Consider the following 26,235-nt stretch of genomic DNA (forward strand, 5'->3'; position numbering starts at 1 on the left):
AAGGTTTGTTCGATGTTAACTGAGCGAACCATTTACGGTAAAAAATCAATCTATGATAAAGAAAACACCTAAGGTTGGGATTTGGGTAGCGATACTCATTACCGCCTTCGTGGTTTCAGCAGTTGGGGCATTGCTTAGCAATGCCCCTTCTCTTGATATCAGCCAAGTATGGTCCGATCCCTACTATTGGCATGTAACGAAATTCAGTTTTTATCAGGCGACACTCTCAACGGTGCTGAGTGTTGGCTTTGCTATACCTATTGCTCATGCGCTGTGTCGTAGACAATTTTTTGGACGCGCTTTGTTGTTAAGGCTGTTCGCGTCGACCTTAGTCCTGCCAGTGTTAGTGGGTGTATTTGGCTTACTTGCGATCTATGGCAATAGTGGTTGGTTAGCTAAGTTTTTGGCGAACTTCGATATTGAATTGCCATTTTCCATATACGGATTGAATGGTATTTTGCTGGCGCACGTTTTCTTCAACTTGCCTTATGCCAGTCGCTTACTTCTGCAAGCGTTAGATACCGTGCCTGCCGAGCAACACAAGCTTTGTGCTCACTTGGGTATGAGTCATTGGAACAAATTCAGATGGGTTGAATGGCCTCGCTTAAGACAGCAATTACCACATGTGTGTGGCTTAGTCTTCATGTTGTGTTTTACCAGCTTTGCTACCGTGATGGCGCTAGGCGGTGGACCTAAATCAACCACTATCGAGCTCGCTATTTATCAGGCGATTAAATTCGACTTTGACCTTCAAGCTGGTGCCTTGCTCGCGATATGGCAAATGCTGCTGTGTGGTGTGCTAGCGGTGAGCATTCAACGCCTATCGAAGCCTATTTCAGTGACGGCCAGTCAGCTGTCGGAAGAGAAATATTTGGTTAAGGACAGCTGGTGGTCAAAAGCTTGGGATAGCTTTTGGATCATCATAGTCTCAATGCTGGTATTGCCGCCATTAGCTATGGTTATCGTCAATGGAATTAACTCGCAGGCATTAACCGTACTCAGCAGCGAGCCGTTTTGGGCGGCGTTAATGACCTCGGTTAAAGTTGCGTCATTAGCAAGTGTTATCGCAGTTGGTATTGGTATCGCCATACTACTGACTAGCCGAGCATGGCGTTTACAGAACAAGAATTTTCGAGCCGATAAAATCGAGCTGATTGGCGCTATTATCTTGGTGACTCCGGGGCTGGTGATCAGTACGGGTATCTTCTTATTACTGCGTTCATTCACCGATGTATTCAGTTTAGCTTTCTTTATCGTGATTGCCGTCAACAGCTTAATGGCGCTGCCTTACGTAATTAAAACCCTAGCTCAACCTATGCTGCATTTGTCTCAGCAGTACCAGTATGTGTGTGCAAGCTTGGGTATGACAGGTTTCACGCGTTTTAGGTTAGTGGAGTGGCGAGCATTGCGTAAGCCGATGGCGCAAGCCTTCTCGATCAGCTTTATGTTGGCGATGGGTGATTTAAGCGCGATTGCCTTGTTTGGTAGCCAAGATTTTAGAACTCTGCCTTTGTACCTATTCCAATTGTTAGGCAGCTATCAAATGGAAGCGGCGGCGGTAGTTTCTGTGAGCTTACTGTTATTGAGTGTCGGCAGCTTTAGCTTAATAGAATTCTTATTTACTCGAAGATCTAAGCTCGATGCTAAAGAATTAAGGAACCGATGATGTTAGTGATGAAAGATGTGGATTACCACTATCACAGAGAGTTGTTTAGCTTTGATTTTCAAGCTGAGCAGGGCGATATTGTTGCGCTTATGGGGCCGAGTGGTGCGGGTAAGTCTACACTGTTGGCGCTAGTTGCTGGTTTCATCGAGCCTACATCGGGTGAGATATCAGTGGCTGGGCAGTCGCTTATTGGTAAAGAAGCACATCAGCGTCCGTTGGCGATGTTGTTTCAAGAGCACAACCTGTTTGCTCACCTTACGGTGCGAGAAAATATTGGTTTAGGTCTGCATCCAGGTTTAAAGCTTACTGCAACCCAAAAGCAAGCTGTGGAGCAAGCCGCAGCGCAAGTTGGCGTCGCTGAGTATTTGGATAGGTTGCCTGAGCACTTATCCGGCGGTCAACGCCAGCGTGTTGCGTTAGCGCGTTGTTTTGTCCAACCTCATGATATTTGGCTGCTTGATGAACCTTTCTCTGCGCTTGATCCTTTGCTGCGTGAAGAGATGCTTAGCTTAGTGAAGCGATTAGCGGCAGAGCGAAATATTACGGTCTTGATGGTGACTCACCATTTAGGTGACGCACGCAGTATCGCGAATAAGTTTGTGTTTGTGGCGCTAGGTAAGGTGTTGGTTGAAGACTCGATAGAGGCACTGACGGCGGATCATCCACAGACAGAATTAAGCTCATTTGTTAAAGCGGGTGAGTGACGATTCATCACTCTTGTTTAATCTCTCTGATATTGAGTACGTAGAAAACAAAAAGACCTAGCATGCGCTAGGTCTTTTATTGTCTTACAGAATAAAGCGACAAAGATTAGTCTTCTAGCTTTAGCTCTTTTAAGATTTGGAAGATTTCACGAGAAGCCTTTGCTGGCTTGTTCGCTGATTTCTCTTTGTTAGCTTGGCGAGCTAGCTGACGAAGACGCTGACGGTCTGCTTCAGGGTACATTTCCATTACTTCTGAAATAGCCGCATCACCTTCAGCAACAACACGATCACGCAGTTGCTCAAGCTTATGTAGTTCAGCTGTTGCTTGTGAGTGCTTGTTACGTACTTTATCCAAAGCCGCTTGAATTGGCTCAGGATCAACATTGCGCATTACTTTACCAATGTATTGAAGTTGACGGCGCTTCGCTTCATTTTTAAAGCGTTGTGCATCTTTAATCGCTTGTGCCAAATCTTCAGACAGAGGAAACTTGTCTAATACAGAAGGCTTCAGGGAAACAAGTTCTTCCCCCAGTTTTTGTAGCGCTTCCATGTCGGTTTTCATTTCTGTCTTACTTACCCAGATGATTTCTTCTTCTGGTTCCCATGGGGCTTTTTGGTTTTTGCGAGCCATCTTTTCTGCCTATGTCACTATCTCAAACGAATATATTGCCTATTTTAGCAAGAATCTTGGGGAGAAAGCGAAATTCTTGTTATCCTACGTAATATTGACCTAAAAAATTAGAATAGATATGGATGTAAAACAGCAAGTCGCCCAGCAAAGAGTTGAGCTAGAAGCCGCAGTAGCTAAAGCGTTGGATATGGCATCAGTGAGTGCAGACGCAGCTGAGGTCGCTATTACTAAGTCAACGGGTTTAAGTGTTTCAACACGTATGTGTGAAGTGGAAAACGTTGAATTTAATAGTGATGGTGCGCTAGGTATTACTGTTTATCGCGGCCAGAAAAAAGGCAGCGCATCTACATCTGATCTGAGTGAAAAGGCGATTGCTCAAACCGTCGCGGCCGCACTTGATATCGCTCAGTATACTTCTGAAGACCCATTTGCCGGTCCTGCGGCAAAAGAATACATGGTAAAAGAAATTCCAGATTTGGATCTTTTTCACCCTGATGAACCAAACCCTGACTATGCCGCTGAGATTGCGATTGCTGCTGAGAAGCAAGCGTTAGCTTATAGCGATAAGATCAAACAGAGTGATGGCGCAAGCTACGACAGCCACTATGGCGTTAAGGTTTATGGTAACAGCCATGGCTTACTAGCAAGCTATGCTTCTAGTCGTCATAGCACGAGCTGCTGTGTAATTGGACAAGGCGCTAACGGTGAGATGGAACGTGACTACAGCTACACCGTTGCACGTCACCGTGACGAGCTGTGGACGCCTGAGCGTGTAGGTCAAGAAGCTGCAGAAAAGACCATTAGCCGTTTGGATGCGAAAAAGCTACCAACAGGCCAGTACCCAATTATGTTCGCTAATGATGTGGCAACTGGCTTGATTGGTCACCTTGTTATGGCGATCAGTGGCGGTAACCTTTACCGCAAGTCGTCATTCCTATTGGATCATCTCGGTCAGAAAATCCTACCTGACTGGTTTAACATTTCTGAGCGACCACATATCTTGCGTGGTTTGGCTTCAAGCCCATTCGATAGCGAAGGTGTGTTCACTCAAGATCGTGAAATCATCACTGACGGTGTGCTAGCAACTTACCTACTAACGAGCTATGCCGCACGTAAGATGGATATGACGCCAACCGGTCATGCTGGTGGTATTCATAACTGGTTCGTTAAATCGACCGGTCAAAACTTTGAGCAGATGCTAAAAGAGTTGGGTACTGGCTTCCTAGTCACTGAAGTGATGGGCCAAGGCGTAAACACCGTAACGGGTGATTATTCACGTGGCGCTGCAGGTTTCTGGGTTGAAAACGGAGAGATCCAATACCCAGTATCAGAAGTAACAATCGCAGGTAACCTAAAAGACATGTTTACTCAGATTGTTGCTGTGGGTAACGACGTAGAAACACGTTCGCAAATTCAAACGGGTTCTATCCTGCTTGAGTCGATGAAAGTCGCGGGTGAGTAATTCAATTAAAGCGAATCTGATGAATTAAAAAAGGGAGCCGTGGCTCCCTTTTTGTTTTCTGTATTTCGCCAAAAATTGGCTAGCTGCTTATGCTAACTAGATCAGTATGGTCGCTAAGCCTAGGAACACCGATAGGCCAATAACATCGGTTACTGTGGTCAGTGCCATACCGCCAGCAAGGGCTGGATCGATATTCATCTTCTTCAACATCACTGGGATAGTTACACCAGCAATACCTGCGACAATCAAGTTGGTCATCATCGCCGCTGAGATGATGCCTCCCAGTATCCAGTTACCTTTCCAAGCTACAACGATACCACCAATGATAACGGCCCATAGAACGCCGTTTAGGAAGCCGATGGCTGCCTCTTTGAGTAGCAGTTCGCGTTTGTTACTGTCACCGATATGACCGAGTGCCAAACCACGAATCACCAGAGCAACGGTTTGGTTACCCGCAACACCCCCCATCGAAGGCACGATAGTCATCAGAACCGCAATCGCTGCCATTTGATCGAGCGTTGCTTCAAACATGTTTGATACAGATGCTGCCGCCAGTGCTGCGAGTACGTTAGCACCAAGCCACACACTACGACGACGAGCAGATTTTACGACCGGTGCGAAGGTATCTTCGTCATCGTCCATACCCGCCATACTCATCATTGAGTGTTCGGCATCTTCACGGATAACATCAACCACGTCATCGATGGTGATACGACCAACAAGGTGCTGGTTACTATCGATGACAGGCGCAGAAACCCAGTTACGACGTTCAAACAGGCTCGCGATATCTGACGCACTGGTTTCTACCGCGATCGCTTCGTCGGCATCATCCATCACTTCTGAAACAGGGACATCAGGTTGAGTCGTTACTAGCGTGGTAAGTGATAGGTTACCGATAAGACGTTCTTCTTCATCAATAACATACAGAGCATCAGTTGCATCCGGCAGTTCGCCACGCATACGCATGTAGCGCAATACAACGTCAATATCGACATCACCACGAATCGTGATTACGTCGGTGTTCATGATCGCACCCGCTGAATCTTCAGGGTACGACAGGGCAGTTTCAACTAATGCACGATCGACGGAGTCCATTTGAGAAAGGACTTCGCGAGAAACATCGTCGGGTAGGCTTCGAAGTACGTACGCGACGTCATCGGTTTCCATACCTTCGGTTGCTTCTGCCAAGGTCTCAGGTGCCATTTTCGACACAAGAGCATCTTTGACGTCTTCGTTTAGTTCATCAAGAATTTCACCGTAGTCTTCAGGATCGGTGAGTTGCCAGAGTACGTCACGACTTTTGCGAGGGGAGGCTTCTAAAAGGTGTGCAATATCCTCAGGTTCCATGTCCTGAAGTTGTCGGCGTACGTGAACAAATCGGCCGTTTTCTAGGGCTTCGCTGACTTCTTGGAGGGTTTGGTGAGCTTGGTCGAATTCTAATTGCTCTGCCATATTTTCCTCCTATCTCATTATTCTTACAATGCTTGGAATAGTAACTTAATTCTAGGGCTTATTTAAATCATAAACTTAGGTAGAACTAAGATTTAATATAGGTTGGTTCACCGTTTGAGTTTGCGGTGTTGTGAGTAAAGCGTCTTAGCTACTCACCCTCATCAAATTTATCTTCGATAAGGTGGCAAACGGCATCAAGTGCTTGTTGTGAATCAGTACCCGAAGCTTGAATCGTGATGTGTTGGCCTTGGGCTGACTCCAGCATCAATAGTCCCATTACGCTGTCTGCGGTGGCACTTTTATCTTCTTCACTATGAATTGTGATAGTGGCATCAAAGCTTTGTGCAAGCTCAACCAACTTTACGGCTGCTCTAGCGTGAAGACCCAAGCGATTTTGGATCAGTACAGTTCGAGTTAATTCCATGGTTAGCCCTGTTGGTGCTTCTCTAGGGAGGCGTGTCTGATTTGAACTTGATGGCCAAGTTGCTCAAAGTACTCACCAATTTTCTGGGTTAGATAAACCGAGCGGTGTTTGCCGCCAGTACAGCCAATCGCGACCGTTAGGTAACTGCGATTGTTCTTCTCTAACATTGGTAACCACTGTTCAACAAAGCCTTGGATCTGTTGCTTGAGTTCCAGAACTTCTGAGTGTTCTTCTAGAAAGGAGTGAATTGGTGCATCTAGCCCGGTTAGTGGTCGTAGTGCAGGTTCCCAGTGAGGGTTTGGTAAGAAGCGAACATCAAACACGTAGTCGGCATCGCTTGGCAGACCAAATTTAAAGCCGAAAGATTGAAAGACAATGATTAGTTCTTGCTTCTCTTTGCCTTCGACTTTAAAGCGCACTTTTTCACTCAACTCGTAGAGGTTGCAGTCACTGCTATCAATCACAATGCTGGCTTGCTCTGCTAGAGGACTGAGAAGTGTCTTTTCTAAATCAATAGCCTGCTCTAGAGAAAGTTTCTCTTGGCCAATTGATAAAGGGTGGATTCTGCGGGTTTCGCTGTAGCGCTTAAGGAGTGTCTGCTTGCTGGCATCGAGGAACAATACATCAACATCGATGTTTGTAGCTGACTCGAGTTGCTCGAGCGTGTCGGTGACTAACTGAGGCTCTTTCGGTAGGTTACGTATATCAATACTTACCGCAACGTTTTGGTTGCTTTCGCGTACCGATTCGACAAAGTTCTTGAGCAGGTTTACTGGTAGATTATCGACACAGTAATACCCCAAGTCTTCTAGGACTCGTAACGCAACACTTTTACCGGCCCCTGATTGGCCACTAACCACGATTAATCGCATGTTATTGCTCGCAAGTTGGCACTTGAATCATGATGTCGTAAAGCTCTTGATCGCTCTGAGCATTACGCAGCTGTTTAAGAGTCTGCTTGTCGTTTAGTCGTTCTGCCATACAAGAAAGGGTTTTTAGATGCTCTTTGCATTGTTCGCTAGGAACAAGCAGGGCAAATAGTAGGTCGACAGGACGATTATCAATCGCATCAAATTCGATAGGATCTTGGCATTGCAGTAATACAGCTATCGCTTTATCACTGACATTCATACGAGCATGTGGAATCGCGATACCATTACCAATACCGGTACTGCCCATCTTCTCACGGCTCAACATACACTCAAATAGCTCTGTTGAATCTTGACCGCAGCTTTCTGCTGCGATCTGGCTGATGAGCTCAAGGGCTCTTTTTTTGCTTGTGCATTGGACTGCACTTTTGGTGCAGTCCAATGAAAGTACTTCGCTTAATTGCATGTTAGTGACTACTTAGCTTTTCTTTGTGCTTGTTGAGTTGGCGGACGAGTTTATCAACCAATGAATCAATCGCGGCATACATGCTTTCATCTGTTGCTGTCGCATGGATTTCCCCCTGATTTATATGCAGGGTAGCTTCTGCGATTTGATTGATTTTCTCAACTTTTAAAACAACCTGAACGCTATTGATATGATCAAAGAAGCGCTCAAGTTTGTCGAATTTGGTGTGAACATAGTCTTGCATTGAATCGGTAAGATCAACGTGATGGCCTTGAATATTGATTTGCATAGACTTTCCTTTTCAGTTGGTTGCCTGATCATAGTTGCTAAGTAACTAGCGACTAAATGAGCTTATAGCAGGCGTTTACGCTGACTCGATGGGGCAATGCCCAGAGACTCACGGTATTTCGCTATGGTACGTCTAGCTACCTGAATTCCTTGGTCAGCCAGTAAAGCAGCAATCTTACTATCACTTAGAGGCTTCGCGGTATTTTCCGCTGCGACAAGCTTCTTGATGAGTGCGCGAATTGCTGTAGATGAACATTCACCGCCATTGTCAGTGCTGACATGGCTTGAGAAAAAGTATTTGAGCTCGAAGATGCCACGTGGCGTATGCATGAATTTTTGAGTCGTCACACGAGAGATCGTGGATTCGTGCATATCAACAGCTAACGCAACATCATTAAGAACCATTGGCTTCATCGCTTCTTCGCCATGTTCGAAGAAATCACGCTGATGTTCAACAATGCATCGCGCAACTTTGAGTAGCGTCTCATTTCGGCTCTCTAGGCTTTTAATTAACCACTTTGCTTCTTGCAAATTTGAGCGGATGTATTGATTGTCGGCGCTGTTGCCTTTACTGCCCAGATCAGCGTACTGCTGATTCACTTTCAACTTAGGCACGCTATCAGGGTTAATGGTCACTAACCATTTGCCAAGGTCTTTGAAGACAGATACATCTGGAACCACATACTCAGTTTCATCCGGAGTAATCTTACTGCCAGGACGAGGGTCCAGCTGTTGAATCAGTTGCAAAACTTCACGTAGTTCTGCTTCTTTCAACTTGGTCTCTTTGATAACCAGTTTGTAATCGCGATTGCCGAGTTGGTCGATATGGCTAGTAAGTACTAACTTAGCTTCGTTAAGCCAAGGCGTATCTTGGGAAAAGGTTGCCAGTTGCAGTAACAAGCAATCTTGCAGGTTGACTGAACCGACACCTAGCGGATCAAACTGCTGAATTCGTTTACGTACCGCTTCAATTTCATCAAGCTCGATCTCTTCATTGTCGAAGTTTTCAAGGATGTCTTCACAAGTTACAGTGAGGTAGCCGTAGTCGTCGATGGCATCGATTAATGCAAAAGCGATGCTTCGGTCGGTGTCAGTGAATGGCGTTAAGTCGAGTTGCCAAAGTAGGTAATCGTGCAGGCTTTGAGTGGTTTCGCCTTGATAAACCGGCATGTCGTCATCAATCGCAATACCCGTGTTACCGGTGTTCGCGCTGTAGACGTCTTCCCAAGTTGTGTCGATTTCTAGTTCGTTGCCAATCTCTGATTTTTCGATTAAGTCTGAGCTATCAGGTAAGTCTTGCTCTGTGGCTTCAACAGTTTCTTTTTCGTCACTGCTAGGTTTTTCTTCCGATGTTGGCGTATCTTCATTGCCTTCTTCGACATCGAGTAGTGGGTTAGATTCAAGTGCTTCTTGAATCTCTTGCTGCAAATCTAAAGTAGACAATTGCAACAAACGAATCGCTTGCTGCAATTGAGGAGTCATTGCTAACTGTTGGCCTAGCTTAAGTTGTAATGAGGGTTTCATTCAGTGTGACTTACCTAGTTATTATTCTTAGAACTCTCGATACTCTCTATATAATCATAGACGGAATTGTTCGCCTAGATAAACTTGTTTAACTTGTTCGTTATTGAGAACATCTTCAGGAGTACCCTCAGCGATCAGGTGTCCTTGGCTTACGATGTAAGCTTTTTCACACACGTCTAATGTTTCACGAACGTTGTGGTCGGTAATCAAAACGCCCAAGCCGCGATCACGCAGGTGAACAATGATTTTTTTGATATCGATTACTGAGATCGGGTCAACACCGGCGAATGGTTCATCCAATAGAATGAACTGCGGGTTTGCTGCTAGTGCACGAGCAATCTCTACACGACGACGCTCACCACCCGACAGAGCCATACCATTGCTGGTACGGATATGTTGGATGTGGAACTCTTCTAGCAGGTCTTCCAGCTTATCTTGGCGTTGTTCGTTGGTCATTTCATCACGGGTTTGTAAAACCGCCATGATGTTGTTCTCTACGGACAACTTACGGAAAATCGATGCTTCTTGAGGCAGGTAACCGATACCAAGACGAGAGCGGCTGTGCATTGGTAAGATACTGATGTCTCGGTCATCAATGCTGATGGTACCTTCATCACGCGCCACCAAACCAACAATCATATAGAAAGATGTGGTTTTACCTGCACCGTTAGGCCCAAGCAGACCGACGATCTGGCCTGACTCTACCTGTAAGCTTACATCGGTAACAACCTTACGTTTACTGTAGGTTTTCGCTAGGTTTTTTGCTTTAAGAACAGCCATCGTTACTTATTCACTTCCGTTGGTTGTAAAACCGTTGACACTCGTTTGTTTTCACCACTGTCAGCGACTAATTTCTGAGAACCGATCTGGTAAGTGATCTTAGAACCGCGAATGATGCTGCCATCTTGAGATAACATCGCATTCTTAGTCATGATCAGTCGGTCGGCAACAAGCTGGTAGTGCAGGTCGTCAGCTTCACCGTAGAGTGTCTTACCGTCGTCAGTAAGCTGAGAGAAGGTTGCTGGCTTACCGAAGCCTTGAATTTCTTCAATCTCACCGTTTACGGCGTTACGAGTAACAATAACCTTATCGGCATTGATATTGATGCTGCCTTGTTTAAGGTTCACATCACCAAGGAAAGTCACTTGGTTACTTTTCATATCCAATTGCTGGCTGTCTGAGTCAATGTAGACAGGTTGCTCACTATCCGAAGACAGAGCATAGACATTAGGTGCCGCAAGGGTCAAAGCGAATAAACTAAGGTGTAAGAGTTTCATATCTACCTTGAACAGAATTAAAGAGGGTTGCATTGTTGGTACCGAAGTTACCTTTCATTGCTTGTCCCTCAGTTTCAAAAAATGTACCGATCATATGGACCGGAGTCTCTGAATAAAAATCTCGGCTAGGCAGCTCAACAACCATTTTATCTGTGGTCATTGTATCGAAGCTGGCTTCTGGCAACAGGTTCTTTGCCACGACGTTGTCATAAAACGTGACAACTTGATTCTCATCCATAATCGCGCGATCAGCGGTGACTTGCCATTCAATCGTGTGCCCTTCACGGAATACCGAAAGAACTGGGTTTTGAAAGTGCGTATCGCCAACTACTGAGTAGTGTTCTAAATACGTCGATTCAACCTGATAGCTGCGAATACCGCTTTCGTCGTAGCTAATGTTGTTCAGGCTTTTGCCACTAAACGCGGGCAGCTCCAAATTTGGAGCCACTTGTATCGTTGATGTTTGCTCTTTGTCGTACAAGTAATAGGTCGACCAAGAGGCAATAAATATGAGTATTAAATAGATAATACGAGTAAAACTCATATGCTTAAACCTTTATGCACGTCGAGTTCATTTCTTGCTTGTAAAATAAGGTCACAGACTTCACGTACCGCGCCATGACCACCGTTAATGGTTGTCACGTAGTTTGCACGCTTTGCAAGTAGCGGGTGCCCATCTGCCACACAGACCTTCAAGCCAACTTTTTCCATTACAGGCCAGTCAATCAGATCGTCTCCGATGTAACCTGTATTTTCAGGGTTTACAGAAAGCTTATCGCAAATATCTTGGTATGCCTTAACTTTATCGTCTTGACCTTGATAAATCAGCTTAATGCCTAGAGCGGTCATACGATTCTCAACAATTTGAGATTTGCGACCCGTGATGATCGCGATTTCAATGCCTGCGTTCATCAGTGATTTGATACCGTAACCGTCACGAGTGTGGAAGGTTTTCAGCTCTTCACCGTTGTTGCCCATGTAGATGCGACCATCAGAGAAGACACCATCGACATCGCAAATCAGCAGTTTGATCTCTTTTGCAATTGCAAATACATCTGAATTAACAGTGCCGTATAGAGTTTCGACTGTCTGTGTCATTACATTACTCCTGCTTTCAGTAAGTCATGCATGTTTAACGCTCCGACTAATTTACCTTCTTGGCATAACATCAGGCCATTGATGCTCTTCGCTTGCATCAAGTTTAAGCCCTCAACCGCGAGCATGTTTGGCTCGGCTACCGTCGGGTTTAGCGTCATCACATCACCGATCTGCGTGTTATGGATATCAACGCGTTTGTCTAAGATACGGCGTAAATCACCATCGGTAAAAATACCGGCCATTTGGCCATCTTCACCAACGATTGCTGTCATGCCTAAGCCTTTCTGAGATATCTCTAGTAGAGCGTCTCTTACTAGTGCGTCGGGTGCTACAACAGGAAGTGAATCGCCTGTGTGCATGATGTCGTCGAGCTTCAACAGCAGCTGACGACCTAAAGCGCCACCAGGATGAGACAGGGCAAAGTCTTGAGCGGTGAAGCCTCGAGCCTGCAAAAGTGCAACGGCTAATGCATCACCCATGACCAAAGTCGCCGTGGTGCTTGTTGTTGGTGCTAAGCCCAGCGGACAAGCTTCTTCCGGTACTGAAATTTGTAAATGGATATCAGACAGGGTTGCCATGTTTGATGCTGGCTTGCCTGTCATGCTGATGATCTTGATGCTCAGACGCTTTAACACAGGAAATAGGCTGAGGATTTCTCCCGATTCGCCGGAGTTGGATATTGCAATCACAATATCACCAGGTTCGATCATGCCTAAGTCGCCATGCGCCGCTTCGCCTGGGTGAACAAAGAAAGCCGATGTCCCGGTACTTGCCAATGTTGCTGCGATTTTGTTGCCAATGTGGCCTGATTTACCCATGCCCATCACAACGACTTTGCCTTTGTTGTTCAGGATAAGGTCGCAAGCTTTACAAAAATCATCATTAAAATATTGGTCTAATTGAGTGAGACCTGCAACTTCGGTTTCCAAAACTTGTTTTGCAACGCTGCGGTAATCAAATGGCTGAGACATCAAATACTCCAAGTACGGGAAGTTAAATCAACAATTAAGCCGACATGTTCATTAATAGGTAACTTTGGTAGGCCACGAACGTCACAATTAACACGCCGCCTTCAATACGATTCACACTACGAGATTTTCCTAGTGCCATCACAACAAGTAGTAGCGATACGCCTAGCATTACCCAGAAGTCACGACCCATAGCGAACTCGCTCAAGATCGAAGGGTTTAGGATGCCCGGGATACCCATAACAGCAAGGATGTTGAATACGTTTGAACCAATGATATTACCTACAGCCATATCATCTTCACCCTTCATAACGCCGGCTAGTGATGCTGCAAGTTCAGGAAGGCTAGTACCAACAGCAATGATGGTTAAACCAATGACAAGGTCGCTCATGCCGAAGAACTTCGCGATGATCACAGCGTTATCTACCAGCATATCAGCAGCTAAAGGTAGGACGATTAGACCAATCACGACCCACATTGCAGCCTTAGGGTTACTTACGCCTTCAGGGATCTCTGATTCTTGCTCATCAAGGAAAGCATCGCCGTTCTTTTTCTCGCTGCGGCTGATTTGCAACATAGCAAACAAAAACGCGGCAAAAAGAACAAACAACAACACGCCTTCATAGAAGCCTAAATGGTTATCCCACAATAGGGCGCCCGCTAGCAGAGTGACACCGATCATTAATGGTAGTTCACGACGAATCACGCCTGAGCTAATCGATAACGGCTTGATAAGGGCTGTAATACCTAAAATCAGCGCGATGTTGGCGATGTTAGAGCCCAGTACGTTGCCTACAGCTGTATCTGTTTTGCCATCAAGGGCTGCTGTCGCAGAAACCATCATTTCAGGAGCCGAAGACCCCATTGCTAAGATCGTCATACCGATAACTAGTGGTGAAATACCGAAGTTGCGAGCAAGAGCAGCGGCACCGTAAACCAGCTTATCTGCACTCCACACCAAAAAACCTAGACCGATAATAAGAAACGCAATCGCTTCAAGCATGATGATTCCTAAAAAATTAATAAAAACGGAGAATTAACCGCTAATTTTGACCTGTTGCTAGATAAAAGGGAAGTCACTCGGCAAATTAATTACCAGTTAGCAGGCAAGAAAGAGAGATCAATAGATAATTTCCTAATGCTTTCAAATCCCTGCATAGATTCCTGTTTAATATGAATTAATTGAACAGTGCTTTTAATTCTAAAGTAGACTCATTATTATTGCAGCCATAATTGGCGTTTTTTAAAGCAAGGAAACAACAAAAATATGTTGAACACTGAGCTTGTGAAAGTTAAGAACCTCAGCTTCTCACGCGGTGACCGCGTTATCTTTGATGACATCAGTTTAGAGGTGCCTCAAGGCAAGATAACCGCCATCATGGGGCCGTCTGGGATCGGCAAAACGACTTTACTGCGTTTGATCGGTGGGCAACTGCCGCCAGATGAAGGCGAAGTTTGGTTTGATGGTGACAATATCCCTGCATTATCACGCCGAAAGCTGTATCAAGCACGTAAGAAAATGAGCATGCTATTCCAATCGGGTGCGCTTTTTACGGATCTCAATGTCTTTGATAATGTGGCGTTTCCGCTGCGAGAGCACACTGAACTTAATGAAAAATTCATTCTTACCATCGTATTACTTAAGCTTGAAGCGGTAGGATTACGTGGTGCTGCGCAATTGATGCCGAGTGAGTTGTCTGGCGGAATGGCTAGGCGTGCCGCACTGGCGCGCGCAATCGCACTGGATCCAGAACTTATCATGTACGATGAGCCGTTTGTTGGCCAAGATCCCATCACCATGGGCGTATTGGTTGAATTGATACGAAATCTCAATCAAGCCTTGGGCTTAACCTCGATTGTTGTTTCTCACGATGTGCCAGAGGTGATGAGTATTGCTGATTGGGTTTACCTCATGGCAGATAGCAAGATTATTGCCGCTGGAACACCTGATGAGTTGTACAACAATAGCGATCCGAGAGTGCAGCAATTTTTGCAAGGCGAAGCCGATGGTCCAGTACCATTTAGATTCCCTGCGAAGAGCTTAGAAAAGGATTTGTTTTAATATGATTGTTAAAACTATTGCGGGTGTCGGTAAGCGTACACTTGCGAGCTGTGAGTCATTTGGTCGAGCAAGCCTGATGTTATTTGGGGCTTTGTTTGGCATCCCGCGACTAAAAAACTTCCCCTTATTAGTAAAACAACTTTATAGCGTTGGCGTTCAGTCATTGGCTATTATTTTAGTTTCGGGTCTGTTTATCGGCATGGTGCTCAGCCTGCAGGGCTATGTCGTGTTAATTGACTACGGCGCTGAGGGAAACCTTGGTCAAATGGTCGCGCTTTCACTGTTGCGTGAGTTGGGGCCTGTGGTGACTGCGTTATTATTTGCAGGTCGAGCCGGTTCAGCACTCACGGCAGAGATTGGGTTAATGAAGGCAACAGAGCAGATCTCAAGCCTTGAGATGATGGCCGTTGACCCTCTTAAACGCATTATTGCACCACGTCTTTGGGCCGGGCTTATCTCAATGCCATTGCTTGCTATGATTTTTATGGCGGTAGGTATTTGGGGCGGTCAACTGGTTGGTGTTGATTGGAAAGGCATTGATCACGGCAGTTTCTGGTCTGCGATGCAGTCTTCAGTAGAACTTGGCCGAGATATTGGTAACAGCATGATCAAATGTATGGTCTTCGCTATCACCGTAACTTGGATCGCACTTTTCAATGGTTATGACGCAGTACCGACTTCAGAAGGTATCAGTCAGGCAACCACACGCACTGTAGTGCACTCTTCTCTAGCGGTACTAGGGCTAGATTTTGTTCTTACCGCATTGATGTTTGGGAATTAATCATGCAACAAACTCGAAAATTAGAATTATGGGTCGGCACCTTTGTTATTGCCGGAATTTGCGCAATCTTAATCATGATCTTTCAAGTCGCTGACGTAAAAGGCATAGGTTCGAACCATACTTACAATCTAAAAGCGACCTTTGACAACATTGGCAGCCTAAAAGTTCGTTCTCCAGTGAAAGTGGGTGGCGTCGTTGTTGGACGAGTTAAAAGCATTGAGCTTGATACCGAGAGCTACCTTCCTGTCGTTGAACTGTCTATTGACGGGAAGTACTCACAATTTCCAGATACCTCTAGTGCTCAAATTTTAACATCTGGCTTAATTGGTGAGCAGTACATTAGTCTGGTTCCAGGCTTCATTTTTGATGATGAAGAGATGTTGGTCGATGGTGATTCAATTGAAGACACTAAGTCAGCATTGGTACTAGAAGATTTGATTGGCCAAGTGCTGTATAGCGTTGGTGGTTCTAATGACAGCGAAGCTAAGGAATAAGATAATGTTGAAAACTATTAGTTATTTAAAAGCTATTGGTTACTTGAAATCAATGTTTATGGCGGCAATGGCGTTGCTTATTTCTACCCAAGCCTTTGCTGCAGAATCGATTGACCGTACTCAGCCTTACCAGATGATGACTCAAGTTGCCGAAGTGGCATTTGAGCGTTTGAAGAGTGAACAAGACAACATCCACCAAGATCCAGAGTTATTGAAGGTCATCGTGGAAGAAGAGTTGATGCCTTATGTGAATGCACAATATGCAGCTCTTAAGTTACTTGGACCAAACTTGAAAGGCGCGGATAGAAAAGACGTGGGCGTGTTTATCGATTCATTCCGTAAATACCTTGTTTCTTCTTATGCCCAAGTGCTGACTCAATACACAGATCAGACGATTGAATTTGGTCCAGAACCAAAAATCAAAGCGGATAGCCGCATTACCAGTATCAAGGTCGACATCATCGATACGCCGCGACCAAACATTAAGCTTGAATTTAAGCTTCGCAAAGACAAGAAATCTGGCGAGTGGAAAGCATTTGATATGGTTGCCGAAGGTATTAGCTTGTTGTCGAGCAAGCAATCGGAGTGGAATACTAAGATTCGTCAAGAAGGCATCTTACAAGTTGCAGACGAACTAGAGAAATTAGCCGCACAACCGATTCGTTTTGAGAGTAACAAATAATGAGCCATTCTCAATGGCAAGCACTAAGCTCTAAAGAGTATCAACTGTTCGGTGATTTAGACCGAGACAGTGTCCCTGCAATCTGGCGTATATTGGAAAAGTGGCAAACGACGGAATCGAGCGTTGAAATTGACCTTAGCCATATAAATCGAGTCGATTCAGCAGGAATGGTGATGCTAATTCACTTATTAGAGCATGCAAAAAATCAAAACTGTCATATAATGCTCAGTTTCGTGCCAGAACAATTACGAACGTTGTTCCAATTGAGCAATATCCAGCCAATGATGGCAGAACACATAAAAAATTAGGCAGGAGCTATTTGTGGACAGCACAAAAGTACAAGAATTATTAGCAGAAGCACTGAACCTTCAGGAAATTTTCGTGAAAGGGGAAGGCAGTCATTACGAAGTTGTTGCGGTTGATCCATGTTTTGACGGCATGAATCGAGTTAAGAAGCAGCAACTAATCTACGGCCCACTAATGGAATACATTCAACGCAATGACATCCATGCTCTTTCTATTAAGGCTTTCACGCCGGAAGAGTGGGAACGTGATAAGAAACTGATGTCACTTTAAGGTTTATGATGGAAAAGTTTCGAGTTATTGGATCGGATAAGCCGCTAAGCGGTGAAGTGACGATCTCAGGCGCAAAAAATGCAGCGCTACCTATCTTATTTGCTTCAATTCTTGCTGAAGAGCCAGTGGAAGTAAGTAACGTTCCTCACCTACGTGACATCGATACTACGATGGAACTGCTTAAGCGTTTAGGCGCAAAAGTATCGCGTAATGGTAGTGTTCATGTTGATGGCAGCGAAATTAATGAATTTTGTGCGCCTTACGATTTAGTGAAAACAATGCGTGCTTCTATCTGGGCTTTAGGTCCTCTAGTCGCTCGTTTTGGTGAAGGCCAAGTGTCACTTCCAGGCGGTTGTGCAATTGGTGCTCGACCTGTTGATCTGCATATCCACGGTCTAGAGCAACTAGGTGCGACCATTAAGTTGGAAGATGGTTATGTGAAAGCAAGTGTTGATGGCCGTCTGAAAGGCGCGCACATCGTGATGGATAAAGTAAGTGTGGGTGCCACCATTACTATCATGTGTGCAGCAACGCTAGCGGAAGGAACAACAGTACTCGATAACTCAGCGCGTGAGCCTGAGATTGTTGATACGGCTGACTTCCTAAACAAACTGGGTGCTAAAATTTCTGGCGCAGGTACAGATACGATTACTATCGAAGGCGTTGAACGTCTTGGTGGTGGCCAACACTCTGTGGTTGCTGACCGTATTGAAACAGGTACTTTCCTGGTTGCTGCTGCTGTTTCTGGCGGTAAAGTGGTTTGTCGCAACACCAACGCTCATCTTCTTGAAGCTGCCTTAGCGAAGCTTGAAGAAGCGGGTGCGAAGGTTGAAACGGGCGAAGACTGGATCAGTCTTGATATGACGGGTCGTGAACTGAAAGCGGTGAAAATCGTAACGGCACCTCACCCTGGTTTCCCAACCGACATGCAAGCACAGTTTACTCTGCTTAACATGATGGCGAAGGGCAGTGGTGTTATCACTGAGACTATCTTTGAAAACCGTTTTATGCACATTCCTGAGTTACAGCGAATGGGTGCAAAAGCGGAAATCGAAGGTAACACGGCTATCTGTGGTGAAACGGAAAAACTGAGCGGCGCTCAAGTAATGGCAACGGACCTTCGCGCATCTGCGAGCCTTGTTATTGCTGGCTGTATTGCTCAAGGTGAAACCATCGTTGACCGTATTTATCACATCGATCGTGGCTACGATAAGATTGAAGATAAATTGTCAGCCTTAGGCGCAAACATTACACGATTTAGTGAGTCGAACTAACCTAGGTTAGTGGATTCATGAATCAGTAAGATGAAAACATAAAAGTCGGAACCTTGGTTTCGGCTTTTTTATAGTTGTATTTACCGCGAGTAAATCTATTGCTCATTTTTGCGCGAATAGATGAATCAACTTGGCGGTCGGTGAGGAACAAAATGATAGCAATATTACGTATTTTCGCAGTGGCGATATTTGCGATTCTTATGTTTGTATTTGGTTGTGGTTACTGCCTATTAAGTCCACGCAACCCGAAACACGTATTTACCTTTGGCCGTTATTTCGGTCGCATGTCGAAGATCTTCGGCATGAAGTTAGAGCTTCGCATCCCAGAAGATGCCTACTCTCGCGGCCAACATGTTTATGTGGCGAACCACCAAAACAGCTGGGATCTATTCACGATTTCATCAGCGGTAACGCCAAAAGTGGTAACTGTTGGTAAGAAAAGCCTAGTGTGGATGCCTCTATTTGGTCAGCTTTACTGGTTGACGGGTAACATCCTAATTGACCGTGCTAACCGTAGCAAAGCGGTAGGTACGATTGATCAGGTCGTGACGAGTCTAAAAGAGAGCGATGTTTCAGTTTGGATGTTCCCTGAAGGCACTCGTTCTCGTGGCCGTGGTCTGCTGCCATTCAAAACAGGTGCATTCCATGCTGCGATTGGTGCTGGCTTGCCTATCATCCCTATCGTGTGTAGCTCAACCGGTGGCGTGAAGCTAAACCGTTGGAACAATGGTCACGTGATTGTTGAAATGCTGCCACCAATCAGCACTGAAGGCTACGACAAGTCTAATGTTCGTGAACTGGCTAACCTAGCTCGTGAGCAGATGGCTGCTAAGCTTGAAGAGTTAGACAAAGAAGTGGTCGATCTTAATAAGAAGTAATCATTTAAGCTAAACGACAGACAATAAAAAAGGTTGCCAACTGGGCAACCTTTTTTTGTATCTAATAAACACTCAGCATTACGCTAAGTCGTTTATTAGAAGGTGTTTAATCTAGAGATTAAAACCTATTTGCGAACCGCAATAGCTTCGATCTCGATACCTACATCTTTTGGCAGACGAGCTACTTCAACACATGAACGTGCAGGGTAGTTTGCAACGCCGTGCTCATCGAAGAATTTGCCGTAAACCTCGTTTACTGTGCCGAAGTCGTTTAGGTCTTTAACGAATACCGTTAGTTTTACGATGTCTTTTACAGTCAGGCCTGAAGCTTCAACAACCGCTTGAACGTTGTCTAGAGATTGGCGAGCTTGCTCTGCGATATCAGCAGATACTTCACCAGTTGCTGGATTTACTGGGATTTGACCAGAAGTCAGTACCATGTTGCCAAGGTCAACGCCTTGTACGTATGGGCCGATTGCAGCTGGAGCAGATTCTGTGTGAAGTACTTTAGTCATTGGTTTATTCCATCAGTTATTAGATAAAAATCAATTTTCAGTGTGCCTTCAAACTTTGGATAGGTAAAGCGCAAAATACCCCGCACAGGCGAGGTATTTGATAGTTTTTACATTCGGTCTTCTTTGCAGTATGACGTTATCTTTCTGTCACGATCTCGCGAGAGAAGACTTTTTCGCAATACTTACACTTCAATCGAATATCTTCTTTCTTTTCAAAGATCTTAAAGCTGCTTTCAACCGGTTCATTGTGAGTAATACAGTTAGTATTTGGACACTCGAACACATCGTTGATTTGCTCAGGAAGTTCTAGTGGTAGTTTCTTAACCACTTCGTAATCTTCGATTTGATTCACTGTTGCGTGAGGCGCATAAAGTGCCAGCTTGCTCGCCTGTTCTTCTGTGATAAACACATTCTCAATCTTGAGCAGGTCTTTTCCGCCTAGTGCAGAAGACGGTAGATTCAGGCCAATCGTCACGCGCTGATGAGAATTGTGCATGTCGAACAGTTTTAGAACCTTGATCCCGATATTGGCTGGGATATGGTCGATAACAGTACCGTTTCTGATTGCTTCAACTTTTAATTGAGTCTCTTTAGACATTATATCTCTCCTCTACAGCGTTTCGTTAAGAACAAGGGCTAGCAATGCTTCACGGGCGTAAACACCATTCTCTGCTTGCTGGAAGTAGTAAGCGTAAGGTGTTTTATCGACATCGACAGTAATTTCATCAACGCGAGGAAGAGGGTGCAGAACCTTCAGGTTATCGCGTGCATTTTCCAGCATCGAAGCGGTCAGGATGTATGCGGATTTTATGTGCGCGTATTCTGACTCATCGAAGCGCTCTTTTTGAACTCGAGTCATGTACAAGACATCGAGCTCAGGAATCACATCTTCCATGTCCGTCAATAGTTGGTACTTGATGCCCGCTTCATCAAGCTCTTCGCAAATGTAGTCTGGCATCGCTAGTGCTTCTGGAGCCACGAAGTAGAAACAGATGTTGTCGAATTTTGCTAGTGCTTGAGTCAACGAGTGAACCGTACGGCCGTACTTAAGGTCACCAACGAATGCAACGTTTAGGTTGTCGAGGCGGCCTTGTGTCTCAGCTATAGAGAATAGGTCTAATAACGTTTGTGTTGGGTGTTGGTTTGCGCCGTCACCTGCGTTAATAACAGGAACACCGTTTGAGAACTCAGAAGCCAGACGCGCTGCGCCTTCTTGAGGGTGACGCATCACGTAAGCGTCAACGTATGAAGAGATAACCTGTACCGAGTCCGCTAGCGTTTCGCCTTTCTTTGCCAAAGAAGTGTTACCACCACTGTCGAAACCAATCACATCACCACCGATGCGTTGAATCGCAGTTTCAAAAGAGAGACGAGTTCGCGTAGAAGGTTCGAAGAAGCAGCTGGCAACAACTTTGTTCTTGATGAGTTCTGGGTTTGGCTCAGCCTTTAGCTGACCTGCCGTTTGAACAATTAATTCTAGCTCTTCACGAGAAAGCTCTGGAATTGAGATGATGTGCTTTTGATAGAGCGAATTCGCCATGATCTTCTTCCCCACAATAATGTATTGGCCATAAAAAAGCCCCCCATAATGGGAGGCTTTAAAAAAGTGCTGAAAAGCAGAATAGACGGCCTGGTAAGCATCTTAGCTTACGAGCAATATTTGGTGTTTTCACAATATTACTATGTGTTATCACAATATTGGTTGGCGTCATTTTCACTACTCTCAGACAAATTGCCGAGAATTATACGCTTTCAATTTGTGAGCGCAAGCGATTACATCAAGCTTTTGTTTACTTTCATTATTGTTTATTGACCAAGCGTCGCGACCATCACCGCCTTGATGGTGTGCATGCGATTTTCAGCTTCATCAAATACAATCGAGTAGTCAGATTCAAACACTTCGTCAGTCACTTCCAAGCCGTTCATTCCATACTTGTCAGAGACTTGCTGACCAATCACAGTTTCATTGTTGTGGAAAGCGGGTAGGCAGTGCATGAATTTCACTTGAGGATTGCCAGTGAGCTTAATGACATCCATATTCACTTGGTATGGTTTCATTACCGCCACACGTTCGTCCCAAGCTTCAGGGGCTTCGCCCATCGAAACCCAAACATCGGTGTATAGGTAATCACAACCTTTCACGCCTTCAGCAACGTCTTCAGTTAACGTGATTTTTGCGCCAGTGTTTTGCGCAATGGTTTGGCACTCTTCAACAAGCTGCTCTTCTGGCCAGAATGCTTTAGGCGCGACAAGGCGAATATCCATGCCCATCTTCGCGGCTCCGACTAACAGAGAGTTACCCATGTTATTGCGTGCATCGCCTAGATAAGCAAAGCTGATTTGGTGTAGATGCTTCCCGCGGCCATGCTCAAGCATAGTGAGGAAATCAGCCAAAATCTGAGTAGGGTGGAACTCATCGGTTAAGCCATTCCAAACCGGCACGCCCGCATAAGCGCCTAAGTCTTCAACGATACTTTGGCCAAAGCCACGATATTCAATGCCATCGTACATGCGTCCCAATACACGCGCCGTATCTTTCATTGATTCTTTTTGACCAATCTGAGAACCAGAAGGGCCAAGGTAAGAGACTTGAGCACCTTGATCAAAGGCGGCCACTTCAAACGCACATCGTGTTCGAGTTGATGCTTTCTCGAAGATCAAAGCAATGTTTTTGCCGTTGAGTTTCTTCTGCTCAGTGCCTGCATACTTAGCTTTTTTTAGGTCAGCAGACAGGTCGAGTAAAAACTGAATCTCTTTAGGAGTAAAGTCGAGAAGTTTTAGAAAGTTACGATTGCGAAGATTAAAGGCCATCTCTCGCTCCTTGCGTATATAGAATCAATGAAGAACTTAGTTAAACATAAAAATGCTATATTTGTGAATATTTATTTTATTAATTTGATAAAAAAGGCCAGTAAATGAATACTGGCCTAGATAAGACTATTGAGTCTGTTTAACTGAGCTCTTTGACTTAGATACCGTCTCTTTCGATAGGGCAACTCATACAGCGCGCGCCGCCACGACCACGGCCTAGCTCGTTGCCAGGAATCGTTAGAACTTCGATACCCGCTTTGTCGTATTTCTCATTGGTGTAAACATTACGCTCATAACCAATCACGGTACCAGGTTTCACTGTCAGTACGTTGTTAGCGTCATTCCACTGTTCACGCTCAGCTTCGTAGTTATCACCGCCGGTAGTGATGATCTTCAGTTGATCAAGGCCTAGTGCGCCTTCAATCGCTGACAGGTAGTTTTCAGCTTTCTCGACACGCATTTCGCCGTTTTCTTTTGGCGTTAAGCGCCAAGTGTCGAGGTCTTTACGAACGATCTCTGGATAGACAGAGAACGTGTCGATATCCATGTGTGTCATCACCGTATCAAGGTGCATACAAGAGCGGTGTTTTGGTAGATCGATCGCAATCACTTCGCTCGCTTGGCCTGATCTAAATAGGCTAGCCGCTAGGTTTTCGACACCTTGTGGTTTCGTACGCTCTGAAATACCAACCAGTACCGCACCTTTACCGATAACCAGTACGTCACCGCCTTCAATGTTAGCGTTGTCGTAGTGAAGGTCTTCGTCACCAAAGTACTTAATGAAATCTTGGCCTGCGAACACTGGGTGCCAGCGGTAGATAGCACGCAGGTGGTTCGTTTCACGTTGACGTGCAGGCTTCATCATTGGGTTAAGCGATACACCACCGTAAACCCAGCAAGAAGTATCTCGCGTAAATAGGTGGTTAGGCAGTGGCTCGATAACGAAATCGAGTGGTCGATGCATTTTAGGCAGCATCGATGATGATTTGATAGGAAGCTCAGAGTAGGCCAAGCCACCGAGTAAGATCGTTGCTAGATGCTCATTATCCATTTGAGCAAGGTAGTTTCTTAAGTCACGGGCGAAAGTCGGCCCATAACGGAAATCTGAGATTTGAGTATTCAGCAACCACTCACGAGCCTGAGATACGGCAAGCGTTTCTACTAGCAGGTCATGCAGCAGTAGTACTTCTACGTCTTGGCTGCGCAGCGTTTCTGCAAAGGCATCATGTTCTTCACCAGCGGCTTCAACGGCAAGTACATCATCAAATAGAAGATCATGACAGTTTGAAGGGGTGAGGTGGGTGAGTGCTCTTTCAGGTCTATTTAGGAGAACTCGTCTCAATTGACCGACTTCGGAGCCAACGTACAGCTTACTCATTTTGCATCCTTACTATTAATCCAGCGTCTATTTATGACAAGCTTGTCCGTAATATGCAAGTTTTGTAGATTGAGTTAATACAAGGTATTTGGGTAATAATTGGTCATAAAACCTGTGATTTTTAAGTTTATACAGATTAAATTCCAACTAACTGGCTATCGAACGGAACAACGTTTTTGAGGATCTATGCTCAATTCGTGGCTTGTTAGAATTGAATTTTGCTTATTAATCGTGATTTTTTATTCACTATTATGCACTTTTTGATAACAAGCTGAGGATTTATGCACCCCAAAAGCGGTTTAGCGTATGCACCTAACGTGACTAATCACGCAAGTTTTATTCAATAAGCCCTAAAGTGGCCACAAAAACGAAATGCTAAAATACGGCGCAGTTAATAAAATGTTGAAAATTTGTTTCTGTGATTTTGATTTCACTTTTGAATTGATATTGGCGCTGCGATCTCGCGATAAACTTACCTTTCTAGGCCTGATCTGGGTGGCTTTTCTGGACGATCCGTGCCATATTTCGTGACAATCAAATTTGATCTTTTCATAGTCAACACTCTGGAGCAGACACATGTCTCACGAAGATGAATATCTATCAGTAGCGGAATTAATTGAATTTCAAAAGGAAGAGACTCGCGACATCATTACAGCATTAATTGAAGATGGTAGCGATCCTGAAGCTCTATACGATATCGAGCATCACCTATTTGCTGAAGATTTCGATGTGCTTGAGAAAGCGGTTGTTGAAGCATTCAAAATGGGCTTTGAAGTGCTTGAAGCTGAAGAGACAGAAGACGAAGATGGCAATAAGCTACTTTGTTGTGATGCAACGATGCAATGTACTCTGAATGCAGAAGCGATTGATGAGCAAGTTGAGAAGCTTGTAAACCTTGCAGAGAAGTTTGACATTATCTACGACGGTTGGGGCACTTACTACGAAGGTGAAGATGCTATCTACCCAGACGAAGATGATGAAGGCGAAGAGTAATTCTTTCCCAATTTTAAAAAATGCCAGCCTCGAGCTGGCATTTTTTACCCTCAGAAAAATAAATGTCTTTATATGCATTCATTCATTATAATGCGGTCAAAATTGATCTAGCTCAAGGAATGATATGCGGTTGCTTCTCGATGGTCTTTGGCAAATTTCGCCACTGACGGATCTCTCTATCCCACAAGATGACATCACCTTTCCGGCTCCGTTAAGCTCAAAGCTCCCTGATAGCTTGAGTGAAAGTCAAATTGCAGAGCAAGAGTGGCACCTGATGCACGACATCGAAGTGGATGACGCTATGTTAGCGTGTCCATTTGTTGAGTTAGTGATGGCTGGAGTCGATTATTTTGCTGAAGTTCGACTTAATGGTGTGGCTGTTTTTGATTGTGATGGTAGCCAAGCTGAATACCGTAAAGATATCCGTCCTTATATGCAGTCCGGCCGAAACCGTTTCGAGATCCTTTTCCTTGAAGAAGAGGAGAGCCTATTGCTTGAAGAAGACATGGATGACTCTGTATCTTCACAGGCTATCGCTAAATCTGATTCACGCATCGGGATTTGGCAAGCGCCATACCTGCAGTTCGTTCGAAACGTCAAGCTAGAGCAAGTTGTCACAGAGCAGATCTGGCACCACGGTGGTGGCTGTGAGTTTAAAGTGGATGTTATCTATCAAACGCTAAAGGCGGGGTTAGTATCGGCATCCATCAAGTTTAATGGTATGACTCTCGTGATGCCGATTGATGTACGCGCTGAACATACTGGCGTCGTGTTCCAGGTCGAAGCTCCTATCATTTTTGATATTGAGAATCCTAACCCCAAGTATCTATACCCATTAGAAGTGGTACTTGATGGGCAAGAAGAGAGTTCTTTTGTTGCCTTGAACCCAACTTCTTGCGTCAGTAACTTTCTACGTTAACTCCGTATATTTTAGCGTTATCTTCTTTCGCTATAGCGGCGCA

At 45.0% G+C, this 26,235-nt stretch carries 31 protein-coding genes; 13 read left to right on the forward strand and 18 right to left on the reverse strand.

The features are described from left to right. The first annotated feature begins 52 nt into the window (after window positions 1-52). Both thiP and thiQ read left to right on the forward strand, forming a co-directional pair. On the forward strand, window positions 53-1,666 hold the full coding sequence (gene thiP / locus AB6F11_RS10255; protein WP_017071294.1) for a thiamine/thiamine pyrophosphate ABC transporter permease ThiP: 1,614 nt from the start codon (window positions 53-55) through the stop codon (window positions 1,664-1,666). Further along, window positions 1,666-2,370, forward strand: coding sequence for a thiamine ABC transporter ATP-binding protein (gene thiQ / locus AB6F11_RS10260; protein ID WP_017071293.1), 705 nt, complete (start codon window positions 1,666-1,668; stop codon window positions 2,368-2,370). Before thiP ends, thiQ begins: the two co-directional genes overlap by 1 nt. A 106-nt stretch (window positions 2,371-2,476) precedes the next feature. Here thiQ and yjgA read toward each other — a convergent pair whose 3' ends face one another. Next, window positions 2,477-3,001 (reverse strand): ribosome biogenesis factor YjgA, encoded by a 525-nt coding sequence (gene yjgA, locus AB6F11_RS10265; protein ID WP_102394283.1) that lies wholly within the window; start codon window positions 2,999-3,001, stop codon window positions 2,477-2,479. 118 nt (window positions 3,002-3,119) lie between these two features. Between yjgA and pmbA the strand changes: the two genes are divergently transcribed. After that, window positions 3,120-4,463 (forward strand): metalloprotease PmbA, encoded by a 1,344-nt coding sequence (gene pmbA / locus AB6F11_RS10270; RefSeq protein WP_017058910.1) that lies wholly within the window; start codon window positions 3,120-3,122, stop codon window positions 4,461-4,463. A 96-nt stretch (window positions 4,464-4,559) separates the two neighbouring features. Here the strand turns inward: pmbA and mgtE are convergent, their stop codons facing one another. The 12 genes from mgtE to AB6F11_RS10330 all read right to left on the reverse strand — a co-directional run bounded on the left by mgtE (window position 4,560) and on the right by AB6F11_RS10330 (window position 13,832). Next, window positions 4,560-5,915 (reverse strand): magnesium transporter, encoded by a 1,356-nt coding sequence (gene mgtE, locus AB6F11_RS10275; protein WP_102394282.1) that lies wholly within the window; start codon window positions 5,913-5,915, stop codon window positions 4,560-4,562. Between the two features lie 148 nt (window positions 5,916-6,063). Beyond that, a complete protein-coding gene (locus AB6F11_RS10280; RefSeq protein ID WP_008220439.1) occupies window positions 6,064-6,339 on the reverse strand; it encodes an HPr family phosphocarrier protein in 276 nt (91 codons plus the stop codon). Between the two features lie 2 nt (window positions 6,340-6,341). After that, entirely contained in the window at window positions 6,342-7,211 is an 870-nt protein-coding gene (gene rapZ, locus AB6F11_RS10285) for an RNase adapter RapZ (RefSeq protein ID WP_102394281.1), read from the reverse strand. 1 nt (window position 7,212) lies between these two features. Further along, window positions 7,213-7,674 (reverse strand): PTS IIA-like nitrogen regulatory protein PtsN, encoded by a 462-nt coding sequence (gene ptsN / locus AB6F11_RS10290; protein ID WP_004738707.1) that lies wholly within the window; start codon window positions 7,672-7,674, stop codon window positions 7,213-7,215. Between the two features lies 1 nt (window position 7,675). Next, window positions 7,676-7,963, reverse strand: coding sequence for a ribosome hibernation promoting factor (gene hpf, locus AB6F11_RS10295; RefSeq protein ID WP_009847742.1), 288 nt, complete (start codon window positions 7,961-7,963; stop codon window positions 7,676-7,678). A 62-nt stretch (window positions 7,964-8,025) separates the two neighbouring features. Further along, on the reverse strand, window positions 8,026-9,486 hold the full coding sequence (locus AB6F11_RS10300) for an RNA polymerase factor sigma-54 (protein WP_102394280.1): 1,461 nt from the start codon (window positions 9,484-9,486) through the stop codon (window positions 8,026-8,028). A gap of 54 nt (window positions 9,487-9,540) precedes the next feature. Beyond that, the gene (gene lptB / locus AB6F11_RS10305) at window positions 9,541-10,266 is read right to left on the reverse strand and encodes an LPS export ABC transporter ATP-binding protein (RefSeq protein WP_004735304.1); all 726 of its coding nucleotides are present in this window, start codon (window positions 10,264-10,266) and stop codon (window positions 9,541-9,543) included. A 2-nt stretch (window positions 10,267-10,268) separates the two neighbouring features. Continuing rightward, on the reverse strand, window positions 10,269-10,763 hold the full coding sequence (lptA, locus tag AB6F11_RS10310; RefSeq protein WP_017058914.1) for a lipopolysaccharide transport periplasmic protein LptA: 495 nt from the start codon (window positions 10,761-10,763) through the stop codon (window positions 10,269-10,271). Beyond that, entirely contained in the window at window positions 10,744-11,307 is a 564-nt protein-coding gene (gene lptC / locus AB6F11_RS10315) for an LPS export ABC transporter periplasmic protein LptC (RefSeq protein ID WP_004735306.1), read from the reverse strand. The genes lptA and lptC overlap by 20 nt, the downstream gene beginning before the upstream one ends. Next, window positions 11,304-11,861: a 3-deoxy-manno-octulosonate-8-phosphatase KdsC gene (kdsC, locus tag AB6F11_RS10320; protein ID WP_017058916.1), complete on the reverse strand. Its 558-nt coding sequence runs from the start codon at window positions 11,859-11,861 to the stop codon at window positions 11,304-11,306. Before kdsC ends, lptC begins: the two co-directional genes overlap by 4 nt. Continuing rightward, a complete protein-coding gene (kdsD, locus tag AB6F11_RS10325) occupies window positions 11,861-12,832 on the reverse strand; it encodes an arabinose-5-phosphate isomerase KdsD (RefSeq protein ID WP_017058917.1) in 972 nt (323 codons plus the stop codon). The genes kdsC and kdsD overlap by 1 nt, the downstream gene beginning before the upstream one ends. Window positions 12,833-12,866: 34 nt before the next feature. After that, window positions 12,867-13,832 carry a calcium/sodium antiporter gene (locus AB6F11_RS10330; RefSeq protein WP_017063737.1) on the reverse strand — a complete coding sequence of 322 codons (966 nt, stop codon included), beginning with the start codon at window positions 13,830-13,832 and terminating at the stop codon, window positions 12,867-12,869. Between the two features lie 264 nt (window positions 13,833-14,096). On the opposite strand from AB6F11_RS10330, the gene mlaF reads away from it, so the two are divergent. The 8 genes from mlaF to AB6F11_RS10370 all read left to right on the forward strand — a co-directional run bounded on the left by mlaF (window position 14,097) and on the right by AB6F11_RS10370 (window position 19,576). Further along, complete coding sequence (gene mlaF, locus AB6F11_RS10335; protein ID WP_102394279.1) at window positions 14,097-14,891, forward strand: phospholipid ABC transporter ATP-binding protein MlaF; 795 nt, start codon at window positions 14,097-14,099, stop codon at window positions 14,889-14,891. Between the two features lies 1 nt (window position 14,892). Then, window positions 14,893-15,672, forward strand: a complete 780-nt coding sequence (mlaE, locus tag AB6F11_RS10340; RefSeq protein WP_017058920.1) for a lipid asymmetry maintenance ABC transporter permease subunit MlaE — start codon at window positions 14,893-14,895, stop codon at window positions 15,670-15,672. Window positions 15,673-15,674: 2 nt separating this feature from the next. After that, the gene (gene mlaD / locus AB6F11_RS10345) at window positions 15,675-16,166 is read left to right on the forward strand and encodes an outer membrane lipid asymmetry maintenance protein MlaD (protein ID WP_017058921.1); all 492 of its coding nucleotides are present in this window, start codon (window positions 15,675-15,677) and stop codon (window positions 16,164-16,166) included. A 52-nt stretch (window positions 16,167-16,218) separates the two neighbouring features. Then, window positions 16,219-16,848, forward strand: a complete 630-nt coding sequence (locus tag AB6F11_RS10350; RefSeq protein ID WP_120459707.1) for a phospholipid-binding protein MlaC — start codon at window positions 16,219-16,221, stop codon at window positions 16,846-16,848. Beyond that, window positions 16,848-17,156, forward strand: coding sequence for a lipid asymmetry maintenance protein MlaB (locus AB6F11_RS10355; RefSeq protein WP_017058923.1), 309 nt, complete (start codon window positions 16,848-16,850; stop codon window positions 17,154-17,156). The genes AB6F11_RS10350 and AB6F11_RS10355 overlap by 1 nt, the downstream gene beginning before the upstream one ends. A gap of 13 nt (window positions 17,157-17,169) precedes the next feature. Further along, the gene (ibaG, locus tag AB6F11_RS10360; protein ID WP_017058924.1) at window positions 17,170-17,424 is read left to right on the forward strand and encodes a BolA family iron metabolism protein IbaG; all 255 of its coding nucleotides are present in this window, start codon (window positions 17,170-17,172) and stop codon (window positions 17,422-17,424) included. 8 nt (window positions 17,425-17,432) lie between these two features. Beyond that, complete coding sequence (gene murA / locus AB6F11_RS10365) at window positions 17,433-18,698, forward strand: UDP-N-acetylglucosamine 1-carboxyvinyltransferase (protein ID WP_017058925.1); 1,266 nt, start codon at window positions 17,433-17,435, stop codon at window positions 18,696-18,698. A 152-nt stretch (window positions 18,699-18,850) separates the two neighbouring features. Beyond that, a complete protein-coding gene (locus AB6F11_RS10370) occupies window positions 18,851-19,576 on the forward strand; it encodes a 1-acylglycerol-3-phosphate O-acyltransferase (RefSeq protein WP_081230959.1) in 726 nt (241 codons plus the stop codon). A gap of 125 nt (window positions 19,577-19,701) precedes the next feature. On the opposite strand, the gene AB6F11_RS10375 is transcribed toward AB6F11_RS10370, so the two are convergent. From AB6F11_RS10375 to arcA, 5 genes are all read right to left on the reverse strand, one after another. Then, complete coding sequence (locus tag AB6F11_RS10375) at window positions 19,702-20,091, reverse strand: RidA family protein (protein ID WP_004735319.1); 390 nt, start codon at window positions 20,089-20,091, stop codon at window positions 19,702-19,704. Between the two features lie 136 nt (window positions 20,092-20,227). Next, window positions 20,228-20,689 carry an aspartate carbamoyltransferase regulatory subunit gene (gene pyrI, locus AB6F11_RS10380; protein ID WP_017058927.1) on the reverse strand — a complete coding sequence of 154 codons (462 nt, stop codon included), beginning with the start codon at window positions 20,687-20,689 and terminating at the stop codon, window positions 20,228-20,230. 12 nt (window positions 20,690-20,701) lie between these two features. Next, the gene (pyrB, locus tag AB6F11_RS10385) at window positions 20,702-21,631 is read right to left on the reverse strand and encodes an aspartate carbamoyltransferase (protein ID WP_012604860.1); all 930 of its coding nucleotides are present in this window, start codon (window positions 21,629-21,631) and stop codon (window positions 20,702-20,704) included. A 266-nt stretch (window positions 21,632-21,897) separates the two neighbouring features. Continuing rightward, entirely contained in the window at window positions 21,898-22,902 is a 1,005-nt protein-coding gene (locus AB6F11_RS10390; RefSeq protein WP_017063738.1) for an ornithine carbamoyltransferase, read from the reverse strand. Between the two features lie 157 nt (window positions 22,903-23,059). Beyond that, window positions 23,060-24,280 (reverse strand): arginine deiminase, encoded by a 1,221-nt coding sequence (gene arcA, locus AB6F11_RS10395; protein WP_017069412.1) that lies wholly within the window; start codon window positions 24,278-24,280, stop codon window positions 23,060-23,062. 576 nt (window positions 24,281-24,856) lie between these two features. Here arcA and rraB point away from each other — a divergent pair. Further along, window positions 24,857-25,273 (forward strand): ribonuclease E inhibitor RraB, encoded by a 417-nt coding sequence (rraB, locus tag AB6F11_RS10400; RefSeq protein WP_017058930.1) that lies wholly within the window; start codon window positions 24,857-24,859, stop codon window positions 25,271-25,273. A 124-nt stretch (window positions 25,274-25,397) separates the two neighbouring features. Further along, window positions 25,398-26,192: a glycosyl hydrolase 2 galactose-binding domain-containing protein gene (locus AB6F11_RS10405; protein ID WP_017058931.1), complete on the forward strand. Its 795-nt coding sequence runs from the start codon at window positions 25,398-25,400 to the stop codon at window positions 26,190-26,192. Window positions 26,193-26,235 lie beyond the last annotated feature (43 nt).

Source organism: Vibrio sp. 10N.247.311.14 (assembly GCF_041467715.1).
Taxonomy (GTDB): Bacteria; Pseudomonadota; Gammaproteobacteria; order Enterobacterales; family Vibrionaceae; genus Vibrio; species Vibrio crassostreae_C.